This window comes from Clostridium sp. AF50-3, assembly GCF_003477445.1.
GTDB classification, from domain to species: domain Bacteria; phylum Bacillota; class Clostridia; order Lachnospirales; family Lachnospiraceae; genus Otoolea; species Otoolea fessa.
Genome location: NZ_QUDH01000001.1, coordinates 414,979 through 441,592, shown reverse-complemented (window position 1 = coordinate 441,592; position 26,614 = coordinate 414,979). Strand labels below are relative to the sequence as shown.

Sequence of the window (26,614 nt, the reverse complement as noted above, 5' to 3'; positions counted from 1 at the left end):
AATTCTCTTAGATTTTTCGGTTTACGTTTGCACATTTTAATCACTCTCCAATCTCTTCTGCAATTTCTTTTCGCGTTCCTCTCAAAGAACAACCTTCTGTATCATGTTTATTTAAAATATTCCAAATTGCATTTTCTTCATCTTCTGTAAGATAAAATCCTTCCCAGTAACCAAAATCATTATCTCCGTGTTCCATTACAATTCCTACGATTCTATTCATACTAATCACTCTCCCTTTAATGCTTTTTGTACTTTCTTATTGAAATCTCCGTACTTCGCTTTCCATTCAACAATCATTTCTTCTGTAGGTTCGCCAATCAAGTTGTATCTTTCTTGCCTATATTCTTCTGGATTTTCACAACACTCCGTTACAAATACTGCATTTCCCATCTTACTTGCATCACATCCAAAACCTCCTGTTGCAAGTACAATTTGATATTTCGCTTCTCTAAATTCTGGCTTGAAAAACTTGCTATCAATTACCACAAGTTTACCTTCGATGTTGTCACTTAATGATTTACATTCACTTTTATCAATTATTGTTTTCATAATTTTTTTACATTCCTTTCTTCTGATAAAACGGTTACTTCTTTGCCTTTATACTACTTCATCCATCTTCTCATACAGTGTTTCGTTTATACCAAAATTGAGTGCTATTTCCTTAATCAACTCATCTCCCCACTTATCATTGAAGAATCCCCAACAACTGTCTTTCTCTTCCCAGCCATCATCTTCTGCATTGTATTCTTCCGTGATAACTCCATATACTTCACCAGTTAAATACATGTCATACTCATCAACTTCGCCTTGCATCCACTGGTATGCAGCCTTCTTCCAATTTTTATCTGTGATTTTTACGTAGTTCCCTTTTTCATTCCTAATTTTTCCACCGCAATCAATAATTGTTTTCTTGTCAGTGTAAATATATCCAACCTGTCCAGAATCCCATCTGTCACTAAATCCACCAGTATTCATTGTGATTCCGCTATGGTCATATAAGTACAATGGAAGGAATACTATATTTGCATATCTTTCAAGTAATTTCCATTTGTCAATCTGTGGAAGTGCTTCAATAATATCATCAATAAGCCAATCAATTCTCTCATTGTCTTCAATAATACCGAACTTTGCATCTTTAGAACTTCCAAGTGGAAACCAATAATAAGTTCCCCATAACTGCCACACTTTTTCATGTCTATCGTATTTTAACTCAAGACCATTAGAAGCTTTTTTTGCCTTCACATAATTGATGATTGATTTCTCTTTCACATTATTACGAACTAAGTCATTTAAGAAATCTTCATTGTCAGAGAACTCATTTTCTTTATAGTCACCAAGTCTATAATCTCTATGCCAACACATCATCTTTCCTATATTTCCATCCCAATCGTATCGTGGATTGAGTGGATCATTATCTTGTTCAATATATAGCCTCATAAGCTTTCCGTTATCTTTATAGTATCTGTATTCCTTATCTGTCATATCAATCAACCTCCGTTTCTTCCCATAAATCAATTAAGCTAGGTATTACATAACCCAAATCAATACTTACGTATTCGTCATATTCTTCCAAATCCTTCCATTCCTCTTCTGTTGGAATAGTTGCACCCATAATCCTATATATATCTTTTGGAGTACCACCTGCTTCAAGAATTCTATGCAGCGTCGTTTCTAACGCTCCTGCAATATCATCACTGCCTTTTACTGTAATTGCATTCCGTGACCAGTATTCATTACATAAGTGATACCGTACAATTACTTCTCCATCTTCTAATAAGCCTTTTAATTCAATCATTTCACTTTCTCCTTCAATTACAAAAGGCAGACACAATAATTTGCATCTGCCTTAATATATTCTCTGTTTATAAGTTTTCAATATCATTCTTTACATTAGCAATATCATCCATCAGATTATTCATATCATCATCTTCTCCGTATTCCATATTCTCATGCATATATTTTGTGAGTTCATAGAACATTCTGATTTTTTGTTTATCATCCATTGCATCGAAACACTTCTGCATTGTATCATTCATCTCTATCATAATTATCACCGTTTACCTTTCTATTTTTGTATGCTTGAAAGTACTCTTTCATTTGATTATTCTTCATCCTCAAAATCAATATCTTCTCTTTCAAAATTATCAGAGTAAGAAATATATTCTGCGTTATCTGCAACTGGAATTTCATTAATATGATCTTGTGCATAAGCAAATGCAATATCATACTGTTCTTCTTCCGTTTTACCTTCTAATAATTCTACAGGAATATCAATACCTGTATCTCCAACAAATGTATAAGCCATACTAATATGCAATCTTTTTGTTTTCTTTGTATCTGCCATAATTATCACCTTTTACCTTTCTAAAATTTCACTGTAAATTACAATTTCCTTTGATTAGATATTCTCTAATTCTTCATTTAAGTCTGCAATTCTCTCCTTAATTTCGTCAATGTCTGGCTGATAACCGTCAATAATTTCTGCCCTCTCTTCTGTTGTCAGATCTTCATCGTCAAGCTCATCTTCCAAATCGCTTTGCATATCAGCAAGTTCATCTTCTGCCTCCTTGATTTCCTTTCTAATCTGTTCTTCACTTCTAATTCCAAGCCATTCATACACCAGTTCAGAATCGAACCATAATAAATCATTGAGCTGCGCTTCTGTCATTCCATCGGGGTATAAATCTTCCAGAATGTTTTCTAATTCTTCACATTTACCTTCTCTCTGTATTCTGTCAAGTGTATCTACTGCACCACTCCATGCATTGAAACTGTTTAAATCTAAATCATATGTAATTGTCATATCTTATTCCTCCGTTTCTGTTTTGTGCCACTGCAATCCTCTTGCTTTATATAATGGAATCCAATGACTTTCATAAAAATCATAACCAGCTCCATCAATTCCGAAGAAGTAACCAAATTCTTCACTTTCATAGATTCTAAATCCGCACTGTGACATCAGCTCAATTCCGTTACATTCTTCTAACCACCAATCATCACAACTATCTCCAAAGCTCCACATTGTTCCCCACATTGGAAGAGAATCATAATGATCAACTTCAAAATCGCCATTTTCACATCTGATTTCTTTTCCGTTATCAAGTGAGATAATGTATTCTTCCGTTTCTTCATCAATATCTGTAATCTCTCCATAATCTCCGTTATCAAATACATATACTCTGTCATATTTACTTGGCTTTGTAACTTCTGTCCAATCGTCAGGATGATCCTGGAATAACCGTAAAATCATTCCCTGTGGAATTGCATTCATTTCATGTACCCATGCCTCAGTTGCTTCTTTAATTGTTTTAAATCTACTCATAATAATTTCCTCGCTTTCTTGTAATAAAATAGGCAGCTAGGTATTTATTCTCCTAACTGCCTTTTGGTTGGTTACTAGATTTTAACTTTCTCTTTTCTTATAACTCTCCATCCTGTACATGGAGCATCAGCCCATATTCTCATACCTTTCTTCCAATCTCTACCGTCTCTTATGCGTTCTAATAGATATTTATACATTTACTTTTGCTCCTTCCTTGGAAATCTTAGTTTCATTTGCTTATTTAGAATTGTGTTCTAATAGTTATTTTTAAGACATTATCAATAATTTTCCATTCTCTGACTGTATAATAACCAAATTGTCTTATAGCTTCATTTGCATTATTAAATCTATGCGTATCAAAGTTATGCATATCATAAATTTTAATATGATTGTCTCCTGTGAAATTTTCTAAAAATTCTTTTACTTTCATATATTTGCCTTTCTCTTGAAACACGTATTTCTAACTACCAGAATTTTGCGTTTTCTTCTGCAAACTTCTTTAAGAATCGCAATGAATCATCTGTTGTTTTTATCATCCATGAGTCAACCCGCTCGTTATACATCATCAGTTTGTATTTTCCCTCGTATTCACTACGCTTGTCATTGTGATGTATGATAAATAAGTTTCCGTTTACCTTAAATCTGGTATCCAAAATTTTCTTCATTTTGTATCACTCCTTCCAATGAAAGTAATTTTTATTATTCTTCATCATAAAACACCATAGGGAACTCAGAATCATCAAAATGATGTGTTCTAATCCACTCATGTGCTTCTTCACTGGTTTTAAAGCCCCTCATTACTTTTTGTTCTCCATCAATATCTAACCATTCAACTCTATACATATTTACCTATCCCTTTCTAAACCAACGAAATGCGAATTTAAAGTGCTTTTACTTAAACTCTTCTTTAGGGTCAACGAACTCAATCTTTTGTACCCAGATTGTACACTGATATTCTTCTTTTAGGCGCTTATAAGCAAGCTTTGCCTCGTCTTTATTGTTTAAACTCTGTAAACATTCTAAAGCTCCATCTGTATCGTAGCAACCTAATCTGTATCGCATAATTCTACCTATCCTTTCTAATCCAATGAAACACGCATTTACAAATTCTCAATATCACTTTTTACATTGGCAATATCGTCAATAAGATTGTTCATGTCTTCATCTTCTCCGTATTCCATATTTTCATGCATGTACTTTGTAAGCTCATAAAACATTCTGATTTTTTGTTCATCATCCATATTATCAAAACATCTCTGCATTTGTTCTGTCATTTCTACCATATTATTATCTTACCTTTCACAATGAAATCTCTTTATATGCTTCCACTAAACTGCAAGACAAATCCTGCATTATCTCTTCGCATATATCCACAATATTCTGAATATATACATTCTCTTCTTCTGCTGTCAAATCTCTTTTCTCTTCTGCTTCTGTTTCACAAATCCAAGAGTCAAGAGTATTATCAGCAATCATTAAACCTCTAATAATATCAAAATTTGTTCTTGCCATTTTTTTCATCTCCTTATAAAATATCCATTTACTCTTACCACCAATTAGATTCCCAACCCTGATTTGGATCGCTTAATGATGGAGCAACTTCTTCATACTCCATTTCTCTTGCAGTAATCTTGATTGGATATTTTAAAGCTGCGTTATCTTCATCGTAACCAGCCATTATAATTCCGAGCCAACGAGATTTGCAATTAATTTCTTTCCCTTCGTAATATGCCTGTAAATTTGCAATATCACTTTCGTTTGTACTGCACTGCCAATTTCCATTCTTGATTCTATGGATGATTTCAGGAATCATTTCCTTATTCCATTCGGGGATTAAATCATAAACATCGTAACCGCCAAACCTGCCATATCCATCATAGCAATCTTCATAAATTGCCTTCCCATATTTCTCCTGAAATGGTTTTGGTACAAGCAAATATGTATCTGCTATCTTATTATCTACAAGCTGTTTATGTGTATCTGAATATATCCAACTGAACTGTCCCATATTATCACCTTTTACCTTTCTAAATTTTCACTGTAAATTACAATTTCCTTTGACTACAGTTCTTCATTATTATATGTATAATCAAAATCTCCATATTTTAATTCAGACTTAATAATATCTCTTGTTTCTGTTTTCCAATCCTGTCTAAATAGTTTTGCCTGCTCTTTTGGTGTATTTTCTTTGTCAACTAACTTAAATTCTCCATCAACATAAGCGCATCTTGTAGTAACAGGTTTATATTCCATATTGCCTTCTTCAATCTCTTTCGAGATTTTCATCTTTAACTTCAGTTGAGATGTGCCAATGAATAAAAGTCTCATACTGGAATACTCTTTCCATTCATTGCAACTATGCAAGTAATATATTTGTTTTGCCATATAATCACGCTCCTATTCTGCCATATCTAACATCAACATCCTGATATGTATAATAATTACTCATATGCGTCCTCCATTTCTTCTGTCGTTACCTCATCAATTCCGACATATACTTCCTCGCCGCATACACTGACTGCCGCGACGCCCGCTCCCCAGAACATCCCCGTCAAGATTCCGCGCCTTCCCTTATGAATTCCGGCGACGATCTTTACTTCTACACCATCGTGCTTCATGTTATCCTCCTACTGCCACAACGTCACAATCATCTCGTTCGCATCAACAAAGGTAATTTCCTCTCCTTCTTTGTTGTAATCACTTGTCTTTTTGAATGGGAGAATCCCACCGATACCAATACTGGTTTTGATTAAAAGCAGTGATACTGGTCCCGCATAATAAAATTCCGCCGGTTCTCCATCATCAATAATACTAAACACCTTATCAACCAGTCCTACTTTAAAAAAGCCATCATACAGACTGAATGAATATTCCCAGTTGTCTGTAACCTCATCCTTTTTATACGAATATCCCTTTGCCTTTGCCGTTGCAATCGCTTTGGAAAGATCGATTTTTCCCGATTTCAGCGCATCGCTGCCAACATATTTGCTCACCTTTGGATAGAAACTTCCAGCCTTCTTCGCATCAAACGGCTCAATCTCACCGATAGATTCCGTTGTCAATGCGAAGCAATAACTATTCAGAAAAGAAGTGTATGTTTTCCCTTGAACCACAACATTTTCACACGGAAAATTGAACGCCGGGAATGTGCTGTCAACATATTTGAAAAAGCGCTTCATCGCCGAATATCTGCTTTTCACATCTGGATTCCGCGATAAGCTGTTCTGATAAATCTCGTCTCTCAGTATTCTTTTCAGTTCCTCGATTTCCCCATTTTCAATCATTTTTAAAATCTGTGTGTTCTGCATCTTCACTCTCCTCTCAAGCAAACTCACCGCCGAGCATTGACACCCAGCGGCAACTTCATTTCCTTATTTTCTTTTCAAAATTTCCAGTTCCCTTTTGAACGCCGCGCCGCTCATCAATTCATAGACGCCATTTTCATCTGCGACGAGTTCCCAGCCTCCATTTCGCTGCGACTGTTCTGTGAATCCATTTCTAAATTCCTGCGGGTCTTTATACTGAATGTCCCAGCCGTCTGCAATAGGATCGGCTCCATTCCACAGCGCTTTCATCGCTTCCGCCAAGTTTCCCGGCACATATTCAAAATCGCTGGCAGCGTATACAACATCGCCATCGTCGCCGTAAACAAACAACTGCAATCCACCTGAATTGTCCTCGATCACTTCAAAATGCCGCCGCCGTTTGAGTTCATGTATTTCTTCATATCGAGCAGCAATCTCCTGCAGGACTGCATTCATGCTTCCATCGCGAATAAGTTCAACATCATACAGACTATCAATAACCTCTCCCAGCACCGTTACCTCCCGCGGCTCCTTAATAAACACCTTGTCCGGGATCCGCAAATCATCATCGCGAATAGCGAATCCCTCCACCAGCTCGTAGTGATAACCATTTTCGCTTACAAACTCGTAGCTTCCACCCTCATCTTTCTGAATCATAATCACACCTCCACTAATTTTCCTACATATTCCAGTGCTTCCAACGCCCGGAACTCAAAATCCTCCTGGTACTCTTCAAAATCCATTTGCTCAGAGAGTTTCGAATAAAGCCGCGCCACCACATCGTCTCCACACATCAATGACTCTGGAACAGTCAGTGAGAAAAACAGTATATCAACAAACAAATCTCCGTTCCCTGCCCGGCACTCGGTCAAACCTTTATCCGGACACTCCTTGAAAACCCGATTCATTACATCTGTTGCACAATTTGAAATCCGCCGCCATGCTTCCGGGCAATGCTCTTCCTCTATCTTTTCCAGTGCTTCTTGAATTTTGGGCGTGATCGCCTGTAACACCGGAAACTTATCACTATTCGTTTTAATCATCACCGTTTTCATAAATCCCTCCTGATATATACTTCTATTTTAAAAAAGGAACCGGTTCAAACCCGATTCCTAAATCATCACAAGCACGCCCAATGGCTGCCCGCTTTTCTTTTCGCAAATTTCTATCCGCGACGTGTCTACCGAAAGCCGCACATCATCTATCGCGATGTCTATACCATATCCATGCAACACCCGCAAGATTTCCCTTACACCCGCCGAAGTTTCGATCCAGATGTTTCGCGCCAGCAAAGTCCCGTTGTCCGTGTTCCACACATCACCATCCGGCGGCGCGTCATAATAGTAGAAATCGTAAAACATACTACCTCCTCAAATCCATAATTGCTGCGATCACACAGCAAATGAAACAGAACGCACCCATCATTCATCTCCCTTTGCGTTTGTTGCCCGCAAATCTTTAAGTTCGAAAACAATCGCGTCATCATTTGCCGGTTTACACAAAGCTTTGTCTCCGACGATTTCCTGTACCGTGTAAAGTATATAATAGCTCTCCGGTTTGCCGATTACTGCGCCAATCCATCTCTTCAACTGTTCCCGATCAGTTACATTATCAAGAACCCAGTCAAGATCTGCGAACGGTTTGCCTTCTCCGGCAACCCTTACTATCACCCCTTCTTTTATCGGATTGCGTCTCCGCATTTCGGCATCAAATTTCTTAATAGCAAAGTCTGTAATCGGTAACTGATTCAAGTTCCCCTCCGATTCAAACTCCCGCACCGCTTCGATGAGCATATTCGTAACGTCGTCTTCTGTGGCTCCTGGAATTTTCCCGTGCTTATGAATGTATTCATTATATGCATGACAAATCCAAAGGGCACAACGCATCTCTCGTTTTATCTTCTCTTCCGGCTTTGCCTTTGCCAACTTCAATGTCTCCTTCTTTCTCTGCTCAATTATCGAAATCCAAGTATCGTTTTCTGCGACGTTCGCATCCTGCATATGTTCGAATCTTATTGCTAAATTTACCAGCATTCCATCCCAGGTCTTATATCCAAGTTCTCCCAAAATATCTTCGCGACACATTCCGTCAAAATAATCCTCAACCATATCAGCCGCCGTATTCCGAAGAAACTCCTTGTCAACTTCTCTCCAAACATTATATCTTTCTTGTTCTGTCATACTATCCTCCTACAACGAATTCCTGCGCTGCTCCTGCAGATATATCGCGGTAAAGATCACACCAGTTCCGCGTCTGCGCCGATATCCTCCATGATCTCCAATGCTTCGTCTGTATCGAACTCATCGACCATGTAGCGGTTATTACTATCGAAGTCGTACTCAATTCCGGCTTCGTCCAGACGATCATTGATCTCCTCTAACAGTTCTGTTTCTGCTTCTCTGACATAAATTCTATCCATGTTATTTTCTCCTTTTTTAATGATTAACAACCGTAAAATCGGTCGGTATCAGTTTCACTGGCTAGCGGTAATGTCCGGCGCTCCAGATAGTACGGGAACCGGCGCTGCGTTTCTGCAGCGTGATGGTGTCTCCCTTATGGATCGTTCCACCGCTGTAGTCATCGTCGGACTGAAAGCGTATCTATGAGAATGCTGGCAGCCCGTTTAAGGCTTTCCAGCTTTTCCGTCGCCTGTTTGCTGCTTCGGCACCATGCTCTCATCCATTACTCTCAAGTCATATTTTTTAACCAGCCGCCTCGCGACCATCCGGTTAATTCCCTTGTTGACTACAATCGTATTCCCCGCCGCATTCTTATACAAGAAATGACTTCCCTTTTCGCGAATCAGGCAATAACCATTTTGCTCTAACATCTGCCGGAACTCACGCGTCGTCCACTGCGTCGCCCTCATCAAATCCTCCTCTCTACGCGATACTCACAACTCTATTTCCATATACCTTTCTCACATGATTAACCGCCAGACTCGCAGTTACCATATCTTCTACATACTGCGACGTCGCCAGGTTCACGCTTAAAAGTGGATAAGTTGAAACCGCGTTTGCCTTTAACGTTATTGGTTCCATCTTACGTAACTCCTGCCCCAGAAAGCGCCGGATTTCATCCCGATCGTCCTCATACAGTGTCCACATATCCCGCAGCGCCACCATAACATATGACGAATACCCGTTTGCCTTTCGCCCAAAGCCTGCTTCCCGACATACCTCAAAGATCCAGTTAATACAGCCGCGTCCTCTCATCCGGATAATATCCAGCGTCTTTGCGTAAGATCCAAGCACTGCCTCGCCGCGCTGCCCGGTTGTCGTCGCAAACTTGAATCCATATTTCTCTTTCATTTCGTCCAGAGCTTTGACCGCCGGATCATCCAAGATTTCCATTGCCCCGTGCTTCTGAATCGGGCGCATCTTCGCGACGTCTCTGTTCTGGTAAGCGTACTGTTCAGCCTCAAAGCGCAGGCGTTCAGCCGGATCCTTCGGCGCATTTAAAATTACCATCACATCCAGCGACTCATACCGTTCTGGGTCGATGTATTGACTTGCCTTGTAGCGACCGAAACCGTCCACAATGTACATCAGCCCTTCCTCGTCATGCGGCACGCCGATCAGTGGAAGTAATTTCCGTTCGTCCCAGTTCCGGATCAGATAATTCAAATCCCTTTCCGTTCTGTTCGAGGTCTGATATCGCGGGTCAATCGCAAATAACCGCACCGGAATTTTCAGAATAACAACCGTCATCCCCATGCTCCGTGAAGCCGCCAGCAATCCTTTAAGTTCTCCTACGTTTGCAATATTAACCGTGTTCATAATATTCTCCTTCCGTTTCCCTTTATCGTTCCCAGTAATAGCCACCGTCCGTTGTCGTGATTAACACACCTTCGCCGCTATCCTCGATACATAATACATTTCTCATATCAATCATATCCATCATAGAGCATCCGGCATATGTAGCCGCCAACACTTCGTCGTCCCGGATATCTACTGTTCCCTTATCGTCCATGAGCAGCGACACAAAATCTCCCAGCTCATAATCTTCGCACCCGGAAAATTCATACTTAATTCCGCTCGGCGTCTCCACATGAACTACATCTGCCGCCTGGTCGATTTCGCTTACCACAGCCGTTTTTGCATACGTGCCAGTCAGCGCCGGGGCTGCCGGAATCATTGTTGCCATCAATGTCGCGACGATTAACCTCTTCATCAAAATTCCTCCTTCTAAAAAAAGAGACCTCCGGTTTCCCTTTGGTCTCTTCTTCTCTGTTTGCCTATTTAATTCACTAAAATTCAATCAGATATGCCCGGTCGCCCAGCACTCTATCTTTGTCCACGAAAAACTCATTTACCATTTTAACTACATTGCCAAGCTCGTCAATATTTCTACCATCCGCATCGTAATCAGCAAGCATAACCTCTCTTTCGGAAGATGGGAACATCACAACCCGTTTCCAACCAGCATCCTCCGCGACCGTTCGAATAACATCTTTACATAAAACAATTCCGGCGCCGTATTCTCCATCGTGCTTAATCATAATCAAGCCATCTTTGCCACCCATCATCGCGCCTTTTGCCTCTTTTTCTGTATTTGCCTTTGCCCGCTCCCACAGCTCATCCCGCGTCATTCCCAGGATCTCGGCTAATCCAGGCTTGATAATTCCCTTTGTCTGTGGCTGCACAGAATAAATGAATCCTTCAATGCCGTCAAATTCCGTTTCCCACGTATCAACCTCTGGGCGTCTACCTTTCTTCTGAACTCCAACGCGAATACCCTTTAAAAAATTCTCTTTTGCCATCATCTTTGCCATTTCTTTTACCATTTCCATCTTCATTTCATCAAACATAATGATACCTCTTTCTTCTTATTTATATAGTATTAAATGGTGTACGTATATTTTTCGATCGCAAACCTGCAATAACGACCGGTGTTTTTATCATACCCAATCGAAAATGAGATCCCCATCGTCATTAACATCTGAAGCATACCGATCACCCGCTCAGTCTGTTTACCTTCCAATCCCTCGGCGTTCGCCCGCCGCATCTGCCGCGCTACCATCGCGCCGACCTCGGCTTTATCTCTCGTATCTAACCGCATTTCTCAATCTCCCTTCTATATTTTTCCGGCATCTTTTCGTAGAACCGGACTGTATGCGTTGACGTCCATTCATTCAACGGAATTTCCCTTATTACCGCGACTTTCCGCCCTGGCGCACTGCAAACACATAAGCCCAGCCCAAGAACTCCCTCCTGCAATGTGTGATACTCGCCGCCGGGAATTTTACAATACGCTTCAATTAGACCCTCGCAGGTCTTTAAATCACAAGTCCTCCTCCGTGAGATCGCCATGCCACTTGCCTCCTTTCATCATTCTGTAAATTGCCCGGATCGCTTTCCCTTTCTCCTCCGCGCTGTGCGCGATGTACACCAGCCGCCGGTTCACGCTAATTAAACTTAAATCTCCTTCTGTACACACTGCGATCATAATTGCTCTCCCTTCATTCTAATATTGATAATATCGTCAAGGTCTGAATAGCGCCAATCAATATACCCCTCTTCCACACCCTTCTCACAACCTTCACAGAAAAAACCCTGTTTTTCGTCTTCGCTGCCCCAAATCGCCGGACAAGCACGACATCCACCGTATGAATCGGCGTATTCACATAAAACACAGTTGTATTTGAAATCATAACCATGAGTCAGACAATAGTCGTGTTTTAATTCTCCTCGTTCAATGGTCCCCTTTCCGGCTCCGCGTTCTTTCAGATACCGCCACATATCGCGGTGAATCCGGATCGCTTCTTCTCTCGTTAATATCATGCTATCCGCTCCCTTCTACGTTTGATCATTACAGGCACGTCGCGATGATTCAGTCGATACTCCTTTTCTCTTCGCCGCGCTTCGGTCAACGTATCTTCCGCGCAAACCTCTTCCCACTGACCGCCCAAACACTGCATGATCGCCCAGTAGTCCCGCGTTTTCCGTTTGGGGTCAAGCCGTTCCCGCGTTGCAACGATCGCCGCACGTTTCATCTGCAAATAATTTACCTTGAACGCTTCATAGTCTGCGACGTCTTTCACTTCCACCAGCATTTTTCCGTCGCTGATTGTAAATTTTCTTTCTTCCTGCCCCGCCATCTGCCGGATCAGCTCTTCCATTCTCGCAATTTCCCTTACGCCGTCCGCCCGCACAATCTCGGCAAACCGCGTCCCTTTCCGCGAACCTTTATACTTCATCTTCATTTCTCGCTCACTCCTTCAATAGTATCGTCATACAGATAGTCCGGCGTTCCGTTGTCCCCGAAGACCAGGTCATAGCTGCGACCAATTTCATAATCTCCTTCCGACGCGTAGTAAATCCATTCGTTTCCGTCTGCCGTCTGGAATACACCATTGCCGCCATAGACCGCGTCCTCGACTCTCAACGACACCCATACATATACTTCTCCGTTTGCCTTTGGCTTTGGCAGCTCTTTGTAATATCCATCATTTCCGGCTGATACCTTAACCATACCGATTCCTGTCGCGATGATCATTGCCGCAAGTCCTAAACCACCTAATACTTTTCTCATTTTCCTGCCTCCTGTGCATATACAATATTTCGCTTTGCCTTTCACGTACTAAAAAAGCACCCAAGATTCTGTCAAGCAGATTTTCATGCATCTCATTTCCCTTTACCAGTCGAACGAATAGTTGTATGCTGCGTTTGCATAGTACAACCACAAGCCCGCCGCGATTCCCATATTCATGAAACCGCCCGCGCCATCGTCCAGCGTTTTGATCGTCGCAAGGTATAATTTGGTTTCGCTTTCGCCGTCAAGCGTATAGCACACGCCTATATCCAGATACACACCCTCGCTGCCGCCCGGCTCAATTTCCGTTGTGAACCGGATGTTATCGCAACCCGGCAACAGATACGCGAGATCCGTCACGTTCACATAATCAAACGTATCGATCGCCGCCTTCCCTTCCGGCACCAGCTTGACCGCCTCCCAGGTTTTCCGGAAGAACTCCGCCGCCGACATTTCCCTTACACACTTTCCATCTACCCGAAGATCCGGGACTGTTTTATCAAAATACATAGTGATCCCCCTATTCTTCACGAATTAATACAAGCCGCTGCTCTGCCTTTAATAAAGCGTTGTACACGTCTGTAAGTTCCGTTTCTGTTTGATCGGAATGGTTATATATATCTTCCGCGATATCCCCGATCTGCGCGTCTGCCAGTTTACCAGTGTTTCCATATGCATCCACCAGCGCCAGCATTTTATCATAGTCCTCAGTCGTGCCGCAGGTATAGAACCGTTCCGCCCGGCACATCCGCACAACTGCAGCCGTCGCAAGAAAGCGCTTTACAATATACTTCCGTTTTGTCTTGCGCCCTGCACACGATTCTGTTCTGTCGCTGTCGCCGCATACGTCAAAATATACGCAACCCGCACACGTTTTCCGTTCGTCTCTCATAAAACCCTCTTTTCTACACACAAAAAAGACCTGCCCGGAAATAGACAGATCCCTAGCGTGATTCTATATTCTGTTTTCGCTTCTACCGCCGGATATTTGCCGCGACTACCGAAGCGTTGCCCGATCTTGCATTATACAGATTTTCCCAATATGCAAGCTCTGTCACCTGCCGGAACGCCAGCGACCCATTGATCTCTGACGTGCTAATCCGTGAACCGCCGCCGCCGTTTTTCTTGCGCCGTTCATGTTTCATCAGATCCCGCGCTTGATCGTCCGTCAATGATAACGGATCTACTTTTGTCTTGCGCCGTCCGCATTCAACGAACTTACGCCAGATGATCCGCGATATGCCATTCTGGATCAAATCGGACTCCCAAAAGCCTCCATCCGTCCAAACTGACACGCGTAACCGCGGATTATTTCCCTTGTAAAATCGCGGCAAACTATCGCATATATACAGATCGCAACCGCTTGAAAATGAATTATAATAGCGATCCTGTAAAAGGATAGATCCCGCCCGTACAACGCGCCCATGAATTTTTGCGTCCCGGTTGAATAAGTGAACCGTTATTTCATGGGTGTATTTTTTGATCCCTTTTTTGTCTCTCATTTCTGCCTCTTTTCCCGGCTGTCAGCCGCCGCGCAAAAACAGATCGCGCCGCGACCCGCCGCCGTATCAACCCCGCCGCCACCAGGACGGCGATCCAAAAAAGGCGATCCCGCATTAACGGAACCGCCATGAAAATATAAAAAAGTCGCGCCATGCTAGGATTTTATCTATCACGATATATCCCCCATACGGGCGGCTCAAGCTGTCACTAATTCCCGGCGATCCCCATACGGGCAACCGCCGCGACGTTCCCGCGCCCCCATACGGGCGGCGCCTACTGGAACGGATCGAACTTGGTTTATATTGAATGGTACGGAACCGGGAAAGATCCCGGAACTAGCAGGTATCCGGCGAACCGGAAACGATGCTACCCCGCGCCATTACTGACGCGGACGCTCTGGGCTTGAAGCCTGTTTAACGTCGCCCAGACGACGCGATCACCGCGCGATCTCCATACGGACAACCGCCGCGACGTTCCCGCGCCCCCATACGGGCGGCGCCTACCGGAACGGATCGAACTATTAAATTAACACTCCACTTCATACCGGCTGGAGCCATCAACAGCTTTCTGGCGGAAACATATAGCCAAAACAACCGCCTGGAACGCCGCCAGCTTGTTCCGTGAGTCCGCGATCTTGCCAGTTTTGCGTGCAAACTTGTCATATCGGGTAACATACGCGATCAGTCGGTTAACGTCTTTTGATGCCGCCGTAAAGTTATAACCTTTACGATATGCGTCAGCCGCGCCGTTGAGCCGTGATCCGATCGCCGTCAGCTTTTCCCGGATGGATGCAAAAGACTCTTTTCGGGTGGCGTCCCATTCGATCGCCGCGTCGTTTTCGTACTGATCCGCGTAGTGTGTGCAAGCCGCATAAAGATCGTGCATACCTCTAACAACGTACATTTTGATCTTGCCATCGTCGATCCCGGCGGCGGTTGAGTAAAACAGGCTAAACAATGTTACGATCGGATTGTAAGCCGTCGCGACGTCACTCCCGACCTTGGCAGCTTCCGCCTCTATTTCCGGGCGGGCGGTTGCGATCTCAGTATCCAGAGCGGCAAATTTTTTAACATTGACTTGAGCCGCAGCGATCTTGGCTTTTAAAGCGGCGATTTCGCCGTCATCAGATCCGGCATACTCTTTCAACGCTTTTTCCGCGTCTGCAAGGGTTTTCCGCGATTTCGTCAGCTTGACGGAAGTTTCATCGGCATAACGCGCGATCAACACGGCGTTAAGAAGCGCCCCGAAATCATCGGATTTAAGGACCATAGTCGGCGCTTTAACGTCTTTGTAATAGGTTAAGCTGTCGCGCTCAACTACTACAACGGCGATCTTGCCGTCCCCCGTCTTGATCGCCGGTGCCGGTTTCTTCTCTGCCGCTGGTTTCTTGGTTGCCGCTGGTGCGGTTGCGGTTGTCTGGTCGATGGTCGCGCTGGTGTTTTTTTCATTCTTCTTCATTGATTGATCCTCCTATTTTTGGTATAATAAATACAAGACAAGTATCAGGACTCTTTTGCGTCCTCTGTGCTTTATAAATTAGCACCGATTTGTGTCCTTGTCAATACTTTTTTAAAAAATGAGGTGTTTTTTTGATAAAATATAAATTTGATATTATCGACGCGCTCAACGCTGCCGGGTATTATCGTCAAAAAATAAAGGACGGCAAACTGATTTCGCAAGGATCGCTGACACGAATTAAACGCGGCGAACCAGTTTCGATCGATACCATTGACACGATCTGCAGGTTGCTCAGCTGTCAGCCGGGCGATCTTTTGGAGTACGTCCCGGACTAACGCCCGACATTAAAACACGGCTCAAATTTTTAGTAGAGTTGTTAATAGTTACAATCGTTTTGACAAGCGGGATCGACGCCCCCGCGGGCTACCACTTGGGGATCTCCCCTTGCGGTACTTAAATACTATCATAGCGGTACGCTATTGTAAAATTAATTATAGCTTATAGCAGTACGCTATTGTATAAATGCACGCTTATAGCGGTGCGCTATATTGTTTAGAATGGAGTGATAACTTGACATATAATCAGTCAATGAAAGCAGCGCAAGCAAAATATAGAAAGAAAATCAAACAAATATCATTGAAGTTTTATCCTAGTGAGAATATTGAGTATGAAAGAATAAAAAAGTATACAGAAATGAATGATATAAGCTATGGAGACTATATAAAATCTATAATTAAAGCTGATTTAGACGCAAAAGGCATTCCATACCCGGAATTATCTGACAATATAGAATGATCTTTTTTTGATTATATAGAAGAAACGCAGTTGAAAATCACTATATAAAATCGGTGTAAAGCCTTGCTATTAAAGGGATCGCGGCACTTTTAAAAACTGAAAAACGATCCTATTTCTTCTATTTAAAGGGAAATTTGAGCGCGGCGGCAGGTGTAGCTGCATCCCCGGTGATCTCAATGCTGCCTCTTGTCCTATGCAGATCCATAGGCGCGGCAAAAGTGGAAGGATTTGATCCGATTCTGGCGATCTGGTGTGATAATAGATATATAACATATGGTGTTATCAATCCCCCACCAACGGCGGCGGGGTGTAGTTGATGGAGTAGTCCGGGGAGCTGATGAGAGACGTAGTCCAGGGAGCTAACAGCGACAGAGTGACGGCGGCGGGAGCTGATGAGAGGATGGAGATCGGCGGGCGTGTGTCCTGGTGGATCGATGCGGTCGCGGCTAGTGTGCTGACTTCGGGCAGATGTATTGATGCGACCTATTAGCGGCGTGATGAGTGTTAATGATGCGGTAATAGCGGTATATCGTTGTTTTATATGATAATGTTTTGTGGTTCGACACAAATCATTTGTGATGAGTGATGTGTGGAAAAGTATGTGGATAACTATGCAAAGTGTAAGATTTGTATATGTTTTTTGGGTGTGGATAAGTGGAGGAACCAAAAAAATAGTAAACATTTGTTTACTATCACTCCAGAAACACAAAGATATTCTGCCCTCCATCCCTCTACAATTCCCCTATAACCTACTATTCTATACGGTTTTAAAGCATCAGATCCAGCCTGTCCCCACTCTATCACCCGGATCAGATCTATTCCCGCCGTTCTCCTGGCTGCATCCCCGGATCGCCTTGCCGGATCTGGTGGTATTCTCCCATTTTACCGCCGCGGCAAGCAGCAAAATAACGCGATCGCCGTCCGGATAGGGGGGATAGCAAAAACTACAAGTTATCTGACAATTCCAAAAAACCATATAGCTACTTCACCTCCACACCCTTCCCAAAACCCCCTCCCCCATCACACCTCTATCAGAAATCCTCCCATTTTACATACCCCTCCCCTCTCCCGCCAGACCAACCATTTTGAAAAAACAAAAAAATCGCGCCAGTAAATTTGAAGAATACACAGAAGTCATCGCGATTTGGCGATAAGGATTTTCGAAGCCAATTTTTATTCTCTGAAAAACGTATATCCTCCCTCGAATCATACTCCCCGAAAAACAGCCCAAAAACGTCGATTCCATAACGGTTTCGGCGTTCTTTTTCTATCCCCACATCAGCACATTTTCATCCTACCCGCAAAATAATACGTCGCAGATAGAATTTTTCCCATCTCTCCTTCCCGCGAAATTCTCCCTCCCCTCCACTTCTCCGCAAAATCACGAAAAGCATCTACCCCAAAAGAGAAGTATTACACGTCGGGCTACCGGCAATCAGACTTGAAAGGAGGCACAAATGAGAATATCAGAAGAACAGCGCCGCAAAAATGAAGAGGTTGTCCGCGAATTTACCCGCGCCGTAGCCAATTCCGCCACCGATGCCGAACTCCGGGGGTACATCAAACGCTGCGAAAAGAACATCACCCGAAAAATGAGTACCCGCGTCACCGAAATTATGCTGGAAGTATACCGCGAAACGCTGACAGAAAGGCTCGATCATGTACAGCAATGTTGAGCAATTATTCATATGCGCTCTGGTAAACTGGTACTGTGGAACCGCCAGCCAGGAGCAAATCAATTTTCTTGACAACATCATCTTTTCGGAGCCGGAAAACTGGCTGGTATCCCCAGAGGAGTAGCGACCGCCACTTTGCCGAATTTCGGGATTCCCGTTTAACAGCATCCAGACCACCAGATTTCGCCGGGAACCAGATTCAGACGGTAATGCTTAGAGATTCTTCCTGCGACGAAAATCCTTCGCGGCATTACCGGCTGAAGAGTATATATATAATATTATGAGTGTAACGAATAATATTTATATATACTCCAGATCTATACTTAGATGATCTCCAGTAAAGTAGTTATATATCTATATCTAATAATATATAATATATTAAGATCTAGATATTGTATATTATATAGATCTAGATCCAATGTATAAGGCGAAGCACCTCCCGAAATCCCATCTTCCCCATATCCTGTCACCTCATCCGACGCTTCAATTCCTCCTCCCCGCTCTTCCACTCTCACCCCAAATTTTTCAAAAAATCTCATTCCCCAAAAATCCAGATTTCACAATGATTTTCACGAGCCGGAAGATCCCTTTTTTGATCTCTCTTTCTTCTCTTTCTTTCTGGTTCTCTTTCTTTCTCTTCTTTCTCTCTCCTTTTTTCTGTAAACCGCCAAAATAATGATTTTCTACTTATATAAATGCGACCCGCGACATTTTCGCCAAAATCAAAATCCCTAAAAGAGAAGTATAGATTGAGGCTCTGCCTCGAATAAACACAGAAAGGATATGAAACCCATGAACTCAGAACCATATCGAACAAAAACACCGCGATTTTCTCGCGATGAACTGCACCGAACCTACTCTGGCAGACTATACGACAGCGATTTTTCTACCGGCGTCCCTACATTCCTGGTGGACATTGCTTCCAGGATTCGCGGCAGCGTCCGGTTTGATGATTCGCTGCATTCACCTCTCACAAGCGGCGGCGGCTGGAAAACCGATTAAACACACCTCTTCGACCGGGGATTCTCGCGGTCACTTCTTACTTCCCAGAAAATCAACGAATTTCCAATATATCAAGGAGAAAATGTATGAATGAACTGAAAAAATTTAATTACCCGATTTTCGGCGATGTCCGGGTTGTCACTGATGATGATTCGGCATGGTTTGTCGGAAAAGACGTCGCAGAAGCACTTCAATTCAACAACACTCGTGCGGCAATCCTGCGTCACGTCGATCCGGAAGATCGATTTGTTCTCAAACCATCGCCCGATTTACCCTTTAAGGTCCCAAACCGCGGCATCACTATCGTCAACGAAGCTGGTCTTTACAGTATGATTTTCGGCAGCCGGTCGCTCCGCGTCAAGGATTTCAAGCGCTGGATTTATCGAGATGTTCTTCCGTCGCTGAGGAAGGGTGGCAAGGTTGTACTCTCGCCAGAAGCCTTTTTTGAGCAGTTTTACCCACATCTAACCACCGATGAGCGCGCCGCCGTTACGAAAATGATGGAGTCCCTAGAAAATTCGGAAAAACTGGCGCTGGAAATGTCCGAAAAACTGAAAGCCGCGGCATCCGCCCCGAAGCTGGAAGTCAAAGCATTAAAATCCTCTTCCTGCGACGAAAAACCTGCAGTAGATCGCACCGTCATCGTGAAAATGGTTGGTCGTTACGCCCAGAATTTCAACAGAAACTACGCGTCTGCTTGGCGTTCTTATAAGGGAATGCTCATCTGCACGGCGAAAATCGACCTTGACGACAGGATGTGCAACTATATGACGGCATCCGGCAGAAGCTCTCGTCCGAAAGTTACCAGTCTCCTGCACGAAGATGAGGTTCCGAAGGCGTTACAGGTTATCGTCCGGCTCTGCAAAGAGGCTAATCTGAAAACTGCCGATATCATCAAGAAGTACAGTGCCGAAAACCTGCTTAAAGGAGGTGCTGCCATTGAGTGAATTTGGCATTAAGATCTTGAACATCGAAGCCAGTACCGTTTTCGAACACAATAACGGTGTCCGCGAGCGATACGACTACAAGGAGGCGATGTTCGTCAACAGCCTTTTTAGTGATTACCTGCTGGCAAACGGTCTGAAAATCACGAAAGGCGGCTCGTCGCGGGATATTATCTGTCTGGAATTCAATTATGGCAGCCGTTCATACGACGAAGAAGCAAAGCATTTACTGAAATTAGCACGAAAAGCCCGTCAAGAATACCGACTGGCAAAATCTCTCGGTAATGAGGTCCCACTTGAAAAAGCTAGGTACAAGCGCAAAAAAATCGAGCAGCTAATCTCTGATGCCAGCGCCAAACGGGACAGCTTTGTGAAAAAAAGTAAGGACGAAATCCGGTCGCTCTACTACGCTAATGGAGTTGACGTGGAATACGTGAACGCCCGCAGCGACGGAACCATCAAAAAGCGTGAAGTCGTCCACTACAAGATGCTGTATCGCAGTACCGGCAAGGCAAAAAAAGGTTCGTGTATGTTCATCTGCGACCGTCTGTACGATAAGGCAATCAATTTTCTACGAATGGAAATCCAGTTGCCGGATGAGCACGCCCCTATCGTAGAAATCAGCGCCTACTCTCCCCTCATTTCTAGCGCCATCGTTGGTCGCATCAAGATTAACCCCAAAAATATTCTGATTTTAAACGATGTAGATCGCTTTTTTGAGACAAATGTGGTCAGCATTGAAACTGATGAAGCGCGGCATTGCATCGCAAAGTATATAGAAAACTACAGGGTAAAAAATACCCTATTCGACGGGCAGGCGCTCATCGACGTAGGGATTTGCCCAGACTGGGCGAACGGATATGTGCTGTTGCGGCAGCATTTTTGCAAGATGGCGGCATTCAAAGCTCGGATCCAGGACTTTTTCCGGGATTACTTCGGCGACCGGTACGAAACCGCGACGGTCAAGGATATGTTTGGGAAGCGCCACAAGGTCAAGGATATCGAGGTTATCACAACTGATAATGCGATGAAATGGCTGAAATTTGATGTGTCGTACAAGGATTGGTGCGGCTGGGTGAAGCAGAGCAAAAATATGTTCGGTGTCGTCAAAACCGCGCACGCCAGCAAGCTCGGCGACGTCCAAAAAATGAGTTATCAGATGGTTAATTCGCTGAGTGAGGACATCATGGAAACCGTTGCAAGGAGAAGCGTGGAGTATATCTGCCGTCTCAAACAGGACGAAGCCTTCTTCCTCGATTTTCTCCGCAAAAACGCCAATTTTTCCAATGATTTTGAGGTGTTGATCGCGCTGTGTGAGCATAATCCGGCATTTGTACGCAGCGAGTATTTCCGGGACAGAAAAAACCAGATAATTCATGCCTATATTCGGAAGGTCAAGAGCGGAAAAATTGTGCAGAACGCGGACAATCTGGTCATTGTGGGATCGCCATATGCCATGTTGCTTTACGGCGCGACGGGAAAAGAGGTCGCAGTAGATGATGATGACACTTTTTCGGTGGAGCCAGGGACAATCCAGTGCTACACAAAGAGGTTTTCTCCCGGAGATTTCCTGGCGTTCTTCCGAAGCCCCTTCAACTCGAAGAACAATTTGACCTATCTCCATAACGTGTACGACGAGCGCTTGGAGAAATATTTTGATTTTAGCAATGAAATCGTCGCAGTGAACATGATTGGGACAGATTTTCAAGACCGTAATAACGGTTCGGATCAGGATTCCGATAGTGGCTACTGTACAAATCAGCCCGATGTTGTAGAGCACGCCCGACGCTGTTATCTGGAATACCCCACAATCGTTAATAATATACCGAAAGATAAGAATATCTATGACAACACCCCGGCGGAATTTGCCCGCATGGACAACACCCTCGCCGGAGCACAGCGGGATATTGGAGAATCCAGTAACCTCGCCCAGATCGCGCAGACATACGATTGTACATTCGACGACGAGAAATATAAGGATTATGTATGTATCCTCTCAGTATTGGCTCAAATCGCAATCGACAACGCAAAACGCCGCTTCGATATTGATGTCGGCGCCGAAATCCAGCGCATCAAGCGAGATATGGACATCACAACCAATAAATACCCGATTTTCTGGCGACTCATCAAGAAAGACTTCGACATGAACCGGGTAAATTTCGAGCTTCACTGTCCGATGAACTCCCTCTACAACGTGCGGATCCCGGAATTCAAGCCGGACTCCTCTCTCATCGCGACGAGTGAGTTTTTCCAGAAAGTCGCCCCTGAAAAATCATATGCAACCTGCAAAAAGGTAGAAGCCTTGATTGAGAAATTCTCTCTCCGACTCTACGAGTGCAACGTCAACGGGCATGACCACGAGGCTCATCTACTCCTCCGAAACGATTTTGAGGACCTGATCGCGGCAATCAAGTCGCAGTACATCTCTTCAAACTACATCGGTCTTTTCTCGTGGCTGATCGACCGCGCGTTCCTGATCACCCCGAAGGTGGCGGCACAAATCGGGTCGCTGGAAACCACATTGAACAAGAACCGGTCGCTGCTCCTGAAAGTGCTGTACGACGTGAACCCGAAGTCGCTCCTGAAATGCTTCTCGGCGAACCTCCCGGCAGCCTGACCCGGAAAATCCCCGGAAACCCATATGAAATATCGTTATTTTGTGAATTTTGCACAATTTTAGCTCGGAATTTTTGTTCAAAAATGACCCCGAAAATGGCATTTTTCAGAGGGGCAAAATTTTTTGACACCCCAAAAAGCCTTATTTTACAAGGCTTTCCCAGAACGGGTCTCGTCATACTAATGATAGAGAACGTGAGCGGTCAAGGTGTGCCGAGTTTTCCATGCGACGGTATGCACAGTAGGCACGCGGATAAAACCGGGACTCCTGCAAAAAGCTAATTGCGGGGACTCTTCCACGACTATCTATCGCCGCTGGATTGCCGATGCGGTTGACAAATATGGCGCCGCGGTTTCTTGGGGAGTTGAGCAACCTAAGTTACGCCTGGGGAGAGTAAGCCTTTGCTCGTAAGAAACCAGGAAGTTGCAGTTGGAATTTTAGCTGTGATGGCTCAAAGGCAAACAAAAAATCTTTCTCGGCGGGAGGTCTTCGGGTCTTCTGCCGGGTGATTCATGCGGGATAGAGCAGTTTGGAAGCTCGTCGGGTTCATGCCCCGGAGGTCGGAGGTTCAAATCCTTCTCCCGCTATTATGGTGTTCGTGGTGTAACTGGTAGCACATCAGCATTAAAAGGATGATCTTGCTGATGGTCTAGGTTCGATTCCTAGCGAACACCCTATAGTCACTTTAAATTACTTTTGGGGAGGTATACCGTAACTGGTAGCGGGGCAGCCTGTAAAGCTGTTGCCTTCGGGTTCTGGAAGTTCGAGTCTTTCTCTCCCCACTGTCACCCTCAAATTATCAGAATATTTTGAAATTTCAGCTATATAGATCGATCTAAGTAGTGGATCACTATATAGATCTAGATCTTCTAATTTAGTATATATCTTTCTAATTATAGATCTATACCCCCACTTTCTTCAGATCTTCTAGTTTATTCTTACTTCTAGATCTTGAGGAGTATTCATTCACTTCGTTCATTCATACTCCTTTCGGCGCCAGTGCCATCGAGACAAATCCCGTCGCGATATGAATTGGCATGGCACTGTCGTCGAAGAAACAATACTGAAATTTTCTCAATACAGAATCCTCCCGCCAGTGTCCCGGCACCAGAAAGTTCTTCCCTCTCTCTGCTTTCTTGTGCTGGGTTCGGCAGAAGGTGAAATCGCAGAATCATCCCCCCCCCATTCTATCTGCGACGTATTCTGTTGCGGGAATCGAATATGCTCGGTATCCGGCTGGATGAGGGCGCGGATTTGAAATCCGTTGGGCGTAACTGCCTTGTGGGTTCGAGTCCTACACCGAGCGCTTATGTTCCTGTTGCGACGTCTGCACGAAGACTGTTGTACTGGGAATCTTCGGAGATTCGTGTGTGTCGAAGAAGTGATTGGCAGTATTAAGAAACTGCCCTCCGGTTGGTAGTGGCGTGGCATTACCCTGATTTTTTCTGGGTGTTTCTCATCATGGAATGGCGACGAGCTGAGAACAACGCCCTCACTTTCGATAGCTTAACTGGTTAGAGCGCACGCAGATCTCGTTAGATGGTGGTTCGAGTCCACCTCGAAAGGTTGACCCATAGCTCAGACGGTTAGAGCGGCGGTCTTATAAACCGTGTGCCGGAGTTCAATTCTCCGTGGGTCTATCTTGTTTCATATTACTTACCTCCAAAACGGCGTGATGGAGTAACGGTATCTCAGGAGATTGCTAATCTCTCCATCGGGCAAACCGATGTCCACGTTCGAATCGTGGTCGCGCCGCTCATCTTCATTCTTCATATTTTTCCTTTCTAACTCCTCTGTGGAGGCGTCGCAGTGAGGTGGCTGCTCACATTTCCGGGTCATACCGGATGCGACGATTTATTTAGTGATGGCAGAAAGCTACAGAAATCATACGGGTTGGCACTACGTCCGGTTGGAGTCCGGCGCACTAAATTTTAATTTAAGCACTGGTTATCTATGGCTAACTAAATATAAACAAAAAGTAGGTGTTACCAATCGAAAAAATTACCAAGGCAGAAATGCAGTATCTTCGCGAGCATGGCGTCAGATTTGGGGAAAGCGGAATTTCTCATACAGTCGCGCGTCATCGCAGAACCTATTATGCAACGGAGTCTCGTCGAAACACAGAATTGCTGAAACGCTTCCGTGAATCCAATCTCCTGTTGACGGTCGAGTAGAAAGGCGGGGATACTATCAAATTTTACGATACGAACGCCCTTCTGGATTTACAGGAGCGGGTGTTAGAAGAACCTTTTCTCATCTCAGCAGTAACTCTGAGAGAACTTGAAGACATCAAGGTTTCCCGGAATAAGGATGACGATGTGAAATTCCGCGCGCGACGTATTCTGCATATCCTGGACGAACATCCGGATATATACGCGATGGCAGACATCACTACTGCCACATACAATGCCCTGCTGAACGCAAGATGCCAGACACACCGGATAATCTGATTTGTGTAAGTGCGGCTTATATTAAATCCACTTCCCATCCAGATCTGGAATTTGTCACTAACGATCTGGCGTGCAAGATGATTGCAAAAAATGTTTTCGGATTGCCAGTATCAAGTGTAGAGACGGTTTCAGATGATTATTCAGGTTATCGCGACATTGTCTTTTCTGATGAGGAAATGGCATATCTGTACGAGCATCCGGACGAGAACAATTCTTCTCTTCTGGAAAATGAGTATCTAATTGTGCGGAATGAAAGCGGCAAAGTAGCAGATATTCTGGTTTGGCGTAACGGTTCTCATCAGAGTTTGCGAATCCCGAAGGTGAAGTCGAATCACTTAGGCACAATCAAGCCATATCAGGCGACGTTTATCAGCGAATGGTCATGGACAGTTTATCCAACAACCAGATCACGATGATTAAGGGACCGGCTGGAACCGGAAAATCATTACTGGCTCTGGGCTATCTGATGTCTCTGCTGGAACGCGGAGAAATTGAGCGGATTATTGTGTTCTGTAATACCGTCGCGACGATAAATTCAGCAAAGATCGGATACCTGCCGGGCAACAGGGATGAAAAATTGCTCGATTCTTCTATAGGAAATATGCTCTCCGCAAAGCTTGGGGATTCATTCGGACTTGAACGATTAGTCATGCAGGAAAAAATCACGTTGCTGCCAATGTCTGATATCCGTGGGTTCGACACCTCCAATATGAAGGCTGGGATTTATATTACTGAAGCTCAAAACATGGATATATCGCTCATGAAACTTGCATTGCAGCGAATCGGAAACGATTCCATCTGCATTGTTGAAGGCGATTACAATACTCAGGTCGATTTGCTGCAGTATGCCGGGAGAAACAACGGTATGCGACGGATGTCGGAAGTCTTTAGAGGAAACGACATCTACGGAGAAATCGAGCTGAAAAATATTTACCGGAGCAAGATTGCACTCATCGCTGAGGAGATGTAATCGCGACGGAATTTAAAAGGAAAGAAGGAATCACTATT

Annotated in this window: 44 protein-coding genes and 6 tRNA genes; 15 read left to right on the top strand and 35 right to left on the bottom strand. The window is 44.0% G+C overall.

Annotated features, from left to right (window positions below):
• Positions 1-40: 40 nt before the first annotated feature.
• The 35 genes from DW085_RS02155 to DW085_RS01995 all read right to left on the bottom strand — a co-directional run bounded on the left by DW085_RS02155 (position 41) and on the right by DW085_RS01995 (position 16,122).
• Positions 41-220: a hypothetical protein gene (locus DW085_RS02155; RefSeq protein WP_118491059.1), complete on the bottom strand. Its 180-nt coding sequence runs from the start codon at positions 218-220 to the stop codon at positions 41-43.
• 5 nt (positions 221-225) lie between these two features.
• The gene (locus DW085_RS02150) at positions 226-549 is read right to left on the bottom strand and encodes a hypothetical protein (RefSeq protein ID WP_118491058.1); all 324 of its coding nucleotides are present in this window, start codon (positions 547-549) and stop codon (positions 226-228) included.
• A 48-nt stretch (positions 550-597) separates the two neighbouring features.
• Positions 598-1,482, bottom strand: a complete 885-nt coding sequence (locus DW085_RS02145) for a hypothetical protein (RefSeq protein WP_118491056.1) — start codon at positions 1,480-1,482, stop codon at positions 598-600.
• 1 nt (position 1,483) lies between these two features.
• Positions 1,484-1,795, bottom strand: coding sequence for a hypothetical protein (locus DW085_RS02140; protein WP_118491054.1), 312 nt, complete (start codon positions 1,793-1,795; stop codon positions 1,484-1,486).
• A 67-nt stretch (positions 1,796-1,862) separates the two neighbouring features.
• Entirely contained in the window at positions 1,863-2,045 is a 183-nt protein-coding gene (locus tag DW085_RS02135) for a hypothetical protein (protein ID WP_118491052.1), read from the bottom strand.
• A gap of 56 nt (positions 2,046-2,101) precedes the next feature.
• Entirely contained in the window at positions 2,102-2,344 is a 243-nt protein-coding gene (locus tag DW085_RS02130; protein ID WP_118491050.1) for a hypothetical protein, read from the bottom strand.
• A 54-nt stretch (positions 2,345-2,398) separates the two neighbouring features.
• Positions 2,399-2,803, bottom strand: coding sequence for a hypothetical protein (locus DW085_RS02125; RefSeq protein ID WP_118491048.1), 405 nt, complete (start codon positions 2,801-2,803; stop codon positions 2,399-2,401).
• A 3-nt stretch (positions 2,804-2,806) separates the two neighbouring features.
• Entirely contained in the window at positions 2,807-3,322 is a 516-nt protein-coding gene (locus tag DW085_RS02120) for a hypothetical protein (RefSeq protein WP_118491046.1), read from the bottom strand.
• Between the two features lie 241 nt (positions 3,323-3,563).
• Positions 3,564-3,752: a hypothetical protein gene (locus tag DW085_RS02115; RefSeq protein WP_118491044.1), complete on the bottom strand. Its 189-nt coding sequence runs from the start codon at positions 3,750-3,752 to the stop codon at positions 3,564-3,566.
• A 34-nt stretch (positions 3,753-3,786) separates the two neighbouring features.
• A complete protein-coding gene (locus tag DW085_RS02110) occupies positions 3,787-3,987 on the bottom strand; it encodes a hypothetical protein (protein WP_118491042.1) in 201 nt (66 codons plus the stop codon).
• 34 nt (positions 3,988-4,021) lie between these two features.
• The gene (locus DW085_RS19000) at positions 4,022-4,165 is read right to left on the bottom strand and encodes a hypothetical protein (protein ID WP_182430734.1); all 144 of its coding nucleotides are present in this window, start codon (positions 4,163-4,165) and stop codon (positions 4,022-4,024) included.
• A 257-nt stretch (positions 4,166-4,422) separates the two neighbouring features.
• Entirely contained in the window at positions 4,423-4,605 is a 183-nt protein-coding gene (locus tag DW085_RS02105) for a hypothetical protein (protein ID WP_118491040.1), read from the bottom strand.
• A 16-nt stretch (positions 4,606-4,621) separates the two neighbouring features.
• Positions 4,622-4,834: a hypothetical protein gene (locus DW085_RS02100; protein ID WP_118491038.1), complete on the bottom strand. Its 213-nt coding sequence runs from the start codon at positions 4,832-4,834 to the stop codon at positions 4,622-4,624.
• Positions 4,835-4,868: 34 nt separating this feature from the next.
• Positions 4,869-5,330: a hypothetical protein gene (locus DW085_RS02095; protein WP_118491036.1), complete on the bottom strand. Its 462-nt coding sequence runs from the start codon at positions 5,328-5,330 to the stop codon at positions 4,869-4,871.
• Positions 5,331-5,383: 53 nt separating this feature from the next.
• On the bottom strand, positions 5,384-5,707 hold the full coding sequence (locus DW085_RS02090) for a hypothetical protein (RefSeq protein WP_118491034.1): 324 nt from the start codon (positions 5,705-5,707) through the stop codon (positions 5,384-5,386).
• A gap of 56 nt (positions 5,708-5,763) precedes the next feature.
• Positions 5,764-5,940: a hypothetical protein gene (locus tag DW085_RS18995; protein WP_182430733.1), complete on the bottom strand. Its 177-nt coding sequence runs from the start codon at positions 5,938-5,940 to the stop codon at positions 5,764-5,766.
• A 9-nt stretch (positions 5,941-5,949) separates the two neighbouring features.
• Positions 5,950-6,630: a hypothetical protein gene (locus tag DW085_RS02085; RefSeq protein ID WP_118491032.1), complete on the bottom strand. Its 681-nt coding sequence runs from the start codon at positions 6,628-6,630 to the stop codon at positions 5,950-5,952.
• A gap of 63 nt (positions 6,631-6,693) precedes the next feature.
• Positions 6,694-7,284, bottom strand: a complete 591-nt coding sequence (locus tag DW085_RS02080; protein WP_118491030.1) for a hypothetical protein — start codon at positions 7,282-7,284, stop codon at positions 6,694-6,696.
• A gap of 2 nt (positions 7,285-7,286) precedes the next feature.
• On the bottom strand, positions 7,287-7,682 hold the full coding sequence (locus DW085_RS02075; RefSeq protein ID WP_118491028.1) for a hypothetical protein: 396 nt from the start codon (positions 7,680-7,682) through the stop codon (positions 7,287-7,289).
• A 57-nt stretch (positions 7,683-7,739) separates the two neighbouring features.
• Positions 7,740-7,988: a hypothetical protein gene (locus tag DW085_RS02070; RefSeq protein WP_118491026.1), complete on the bottom strand. Its 249-nt coding sequence runs from the start codon at positions 7,986-7,988 to the stop codon at positions 7,740-7,742.
• A 60-nt stretch (positions 7,989-8,048) separates the two neighbouring features.
• Positions 8,049-8,807, bottom strand: a complete 759-nt coding sequence (locus tag DW085_RS02065; RefSeq protein WP_118491024.1) for a hypothetical protein — start codon at positions 8,805-8,807, stop codon at positions 8,049-8,051.
• A gap of 56 nt (positions 8,808-8,863) precedes the next feature.
• Entirely contained in the window at positions 8,864-9,046 is a 183-nt protein-coding gene (locus DW085_RS02060) for a hypothetical protein (protein ID WP_118491022.1), read from the bottom strand.
• A 204-nt stretch (positions 9,047-9,250) separates the two neighbouring features.
• Positions 9,251-9,496 (bottom strand): type II toxin-antitoxin system HicA family toxin, encoded by a 246-nt coding sequence (locus DW085_RS02055; RefSeq protein WP_118491021.1) that lies wholly within the window; start codon positions 9,494-9,496, stop codon positions 9,251-9,253.
• A 13-nt stretch (positions 9,497-9,509) separates the two neighbouring features.
• Positions 9,510-10,406 carry a hypothetical protein gene (locus DW085_RS02050; RefSeq protein WP_118491019.1) on the bottom strand — a complete coding sequence of 299 codons (897 nt, stop codon included), beginning with the start codon at positions 10,404-10,406 and terminating at the stop codon, positions 9,510-9,512.
• Between the two features lie 22 nt (positions 10,407-10,428).
• Positions 10,429-10,800 (bottom strand): hypothetical protein, encoded by a 372-nt coding sequence (locus DW085_RS02045; RefSeq protein WP_118491017.1) that lies wholly within the window; start codon positions 10,798-10,800, stop codon positions 10,429-10,431.
• A gap of 76 nt (positions 10,801-10,876) precedes the next feature.
• The gene (locus DW085_RS02040; RefSeq protein WP_118491015.1) at positions 10,877-11,437 is read right to left on the bottom strand and encodes a hypothetical protein; all 561 of its coding nucleotides are present in this window, start codon (positions 11,435-11,437) and stop codon (positions 10,877-10,879) included.
• Positions 11,438-11,469: 32 nt separating this feature from the next.
• Positions 11,470-11,688 (bottom strand): hypothetical protein, encoded by a 219-nt coding sequence (locus DW085_RS02035; protein WP_118491013.1) that lies wholly within the window; start codon positions 11,686-11,688, stop codon positions 11,470-11,472.
• Between the two features lie 222 nt (positions 11,689-11,910).
• Positions 11,911-12,075 carry a hypothetical protein gene (locus tag DW085_RS18990; RefSeq protein WP_182430732.1) on the bottom strand — a complete coding sequence of 55 codons (165 nt, stop codon included), beginning with the start codon at positions 12,073-12,075 and terminating at the stop codon, positions 11,911-11,913.
• Entirely contained in the window at positions 12,072-12,410 is a 339-nt protein-coding gene (locus tag DW085_RS02025; RefSeq protein WP_118491009.1) for a hypothetical protein, read from the bottom strand. The genes DW085_RS18990 and DW085_RS02025 overlap by 4 nt, the downstream gene beginning before the upstream one ends.
• Entirely contained in the window at positions 12,407-12,832 is a 426-nt protein-coding gene (locus tag DW085_RS02020) for a hypothetical protein (protein ID WP_118491007.1), read from the bottom strand. The genes DW085_RS02025 and DW085_RS02020 overlap by 4 nt, the downstream gene beginning before the upstream one ends.
• Positions 12,829-13,161, bottom strand: a complete 333-nt coding sequence (locus DW085_RS02015; RefSeq protein WP_118491005.1) for a hypothetical protein — start codon at positions 13,159-13,161, stop codon at positions 12,829-12,831. The genes DW085_RS02020 and DW085_RS02015 overlap by 4 nt, the downstream gene beginning before the upstream one ends.
• 102 nt (positions 13,162-13,263) lie before the next feature.
• Positions 13,264-13,671, bottom strand: coding sequence for a hypothetical protein (locus tag DW085_RS02010; protein WP_118491003.1), 408 nt, complete (start codon positions 13,669-13,671; stop codon positions 13,264-13,266).
• 10 nt (positions 13,672-13,681) lie between these two features.
• Entirely contained in the window at positions 13,682-14,053 is a 372-nt protein-coding gene (locus tag DW085_RS02005) for a hypothetical protein (RefSeq protein ID WP_118491001.1), read from the bottom strand.
• Positions 14,054-14,135: 82 nt separating this feature from the next.
• A complete protein-coding gene (locus DW085_RS18885) occupies positions 14,136-14,417 on the bottom strand; it encodes a hypothetical protein (protein WP_147353917.1) in 282 nt (93 codons plus the stop codon).
• 772 nt (positions 14,418-15,189) lie between these two features.
• Positions 15,190-16,122, bottom strand: a complete 933-nt coding sequence (locus DW085_RS01995; RefSeq protein WP_118490997.1) for a hypothetical protein — start codon at positions 16,120-16,122, stop codon at positions 15,190-15,192.
• Positions 16,123-16,253: 131 nt separating this feature from the next.
• On the opposite strand from DW085_RS01995, the gene DW085_RS01990 reads away from it, so the two are divergent.
• The 15 genes from DW085_RS01990 to DW085_RS01925 all read left to right on the top strand — a co-directional run bounded on the left by DW085_RS01990 (position 16,254) and on the right by DW085_RS01925 (position 26,576).
• Positions 16,254-16,457 carry a helix-turn-helix transcriptional regulator gene (locus DW085_RS01990; RefSeq protein ID WP_118490995.1) on the top strand — a complete coding sequence of 68 codons (204 nt, stop codon included), beginning with the start codon at positions 16,254-16,256 and terminating at the stop codon, positions 16,455-16,457.
• A 235-nt stretch (positions 16,458-16,692) separates the two neighbouring features.
• Positions 16,693-16,917 carry a hypothetical protein gene (locus tag DW085_RS01985; protein ID WP_243033888.1) on the top strand — a complete coding sequence of 75 codons (225 nt, stop codon included), beginning with the start codon at positions 16,693-16,695 and terminating at the stop codon, positions 16,915-16,917.
• 337 nt (positions 16,918-17,254) lie between these two features.
• Positions 17,255-17,407 carry a hypothetical protein gene (locus tag DW085_RS18985; protein WP_182430731.1) on the top strand — a complete coding sequence of 51 codons (153 nt, stop codon included), beginning with the start codon at positions 17,255-17,257 and terminating at the stop codon, positions 17,405-17,407.
• A gap of 967 nt (positions 17,408-18,374) precedes the next feature.
• Positions 18,375-18,593, top strand: a complete 219-nt coding sequence (locus DW085_RS01975; protein ID WP_118490990.1) for a hypothetical protein — start codon at positions 18,375-18,377, stop codon at positions 18,591-18,593.
• Positions 18,594-19,385: 792 nt separating this feature from the next.
• Positions 19,386-19,595 (top strand): hypothetical protein, encoded by a 210-nt coding sequence (locus DW085_RS18880; protein ID WP_147353916.1) that lies wholly within the window; start codon positions 19,386-19,388, stop codon positions 19,593-19,595.
• An 86-nt stretch (positions 19,596-19,681) separates the two neighbouring features.
• Positions 19,682-20,542 carry a Bro-N domain-containing protein gene (locus DW085_RS01965; protein WP_118490986.1) on the top strand — a complete coding sequence of 287 codons (861 nt, stop codon included), beginning with the start codon at positions 19,682-19,684 and terminating at the stop codon, positions 20,540-20,542.
• Positions 20,535-23,156 (top strand): hypothetical protein, encoded by a 2,622-nt coding sequence (locus DW085_RS01960; RefSeq protein WP_118490984.1) that lies wholly within the window; start codon positions 20,535-20,537, stop codon positions 23,154-23,156. The genes DW085_RS01965 and DW085_RS01960 overlap by 8 nt, the downstream gene beginning before the upstream one ends.
• 513 nt (positions 23,157-23,669) lie before the next feature.
• A tRNA-Met gene (locus DW085_RS01955) sits at positions 23,670-23,743 on the top strand.
• A 5-nt stretch (positions 23,744-23,748) separates the two neighbouring features.
• A tRNA-Leu gene (locus tag DW085_RS01950) sits at positions 23,749-23,830 on the top strand.
• A 24-nt stretch (positions 23,831-23,854) separates the two neighbouring features.
• Positions 23,855-23,938 (top strand) — tRNA-Tyr (locus tag DW085_RS01945).
• A gap of 441 nt (positions 23,939-24,379) precedes the next feature.
• Positions 24,380-24,462: transfer RNA gene (locus DW085_RS18980), tRNA-Ser, on the top strand.
• A 262-nt stretch (positions 24,463-24,724) separates the two neighbouring features.
• A tRNA-Ile gene (locus tag DW085_RS01940) sits at positions 24,725-24,796 on the top strand.
• 29 nt (positions 24,797-24,825) lie between these two features.
• Positions 24,826-24,911, top strand: a tRNA-Ser gene (locus tag DW085_RS18975).
• A gap of 670 nt (positions 24,912-25,581) precedes the next feature.
• Complete coding sequence (locus DW085_RS01930) at positions 25,582-26,022, top strand: hypothetical protein (protein WP_118490980.1); 441 nt, start codon at positions 25,582-25,584, stop codon at positions 26,020-26,022.
• Complete coding sequence (locus tag DW085_RS01925) at positions 25,989-26,576, top strand: PhoH family protein (protein ID WP_182430730.1); 588 nt, start codon at positions 25,989-25,991, stop codon at positions 26,574-26,576. Before DW085_RS01930 ends, DW085_RS01925 begins: the two co-directional genes overlap by 34 nt.
• Positions 26,577-26,614: the final 38 nt, after the last annotated feature.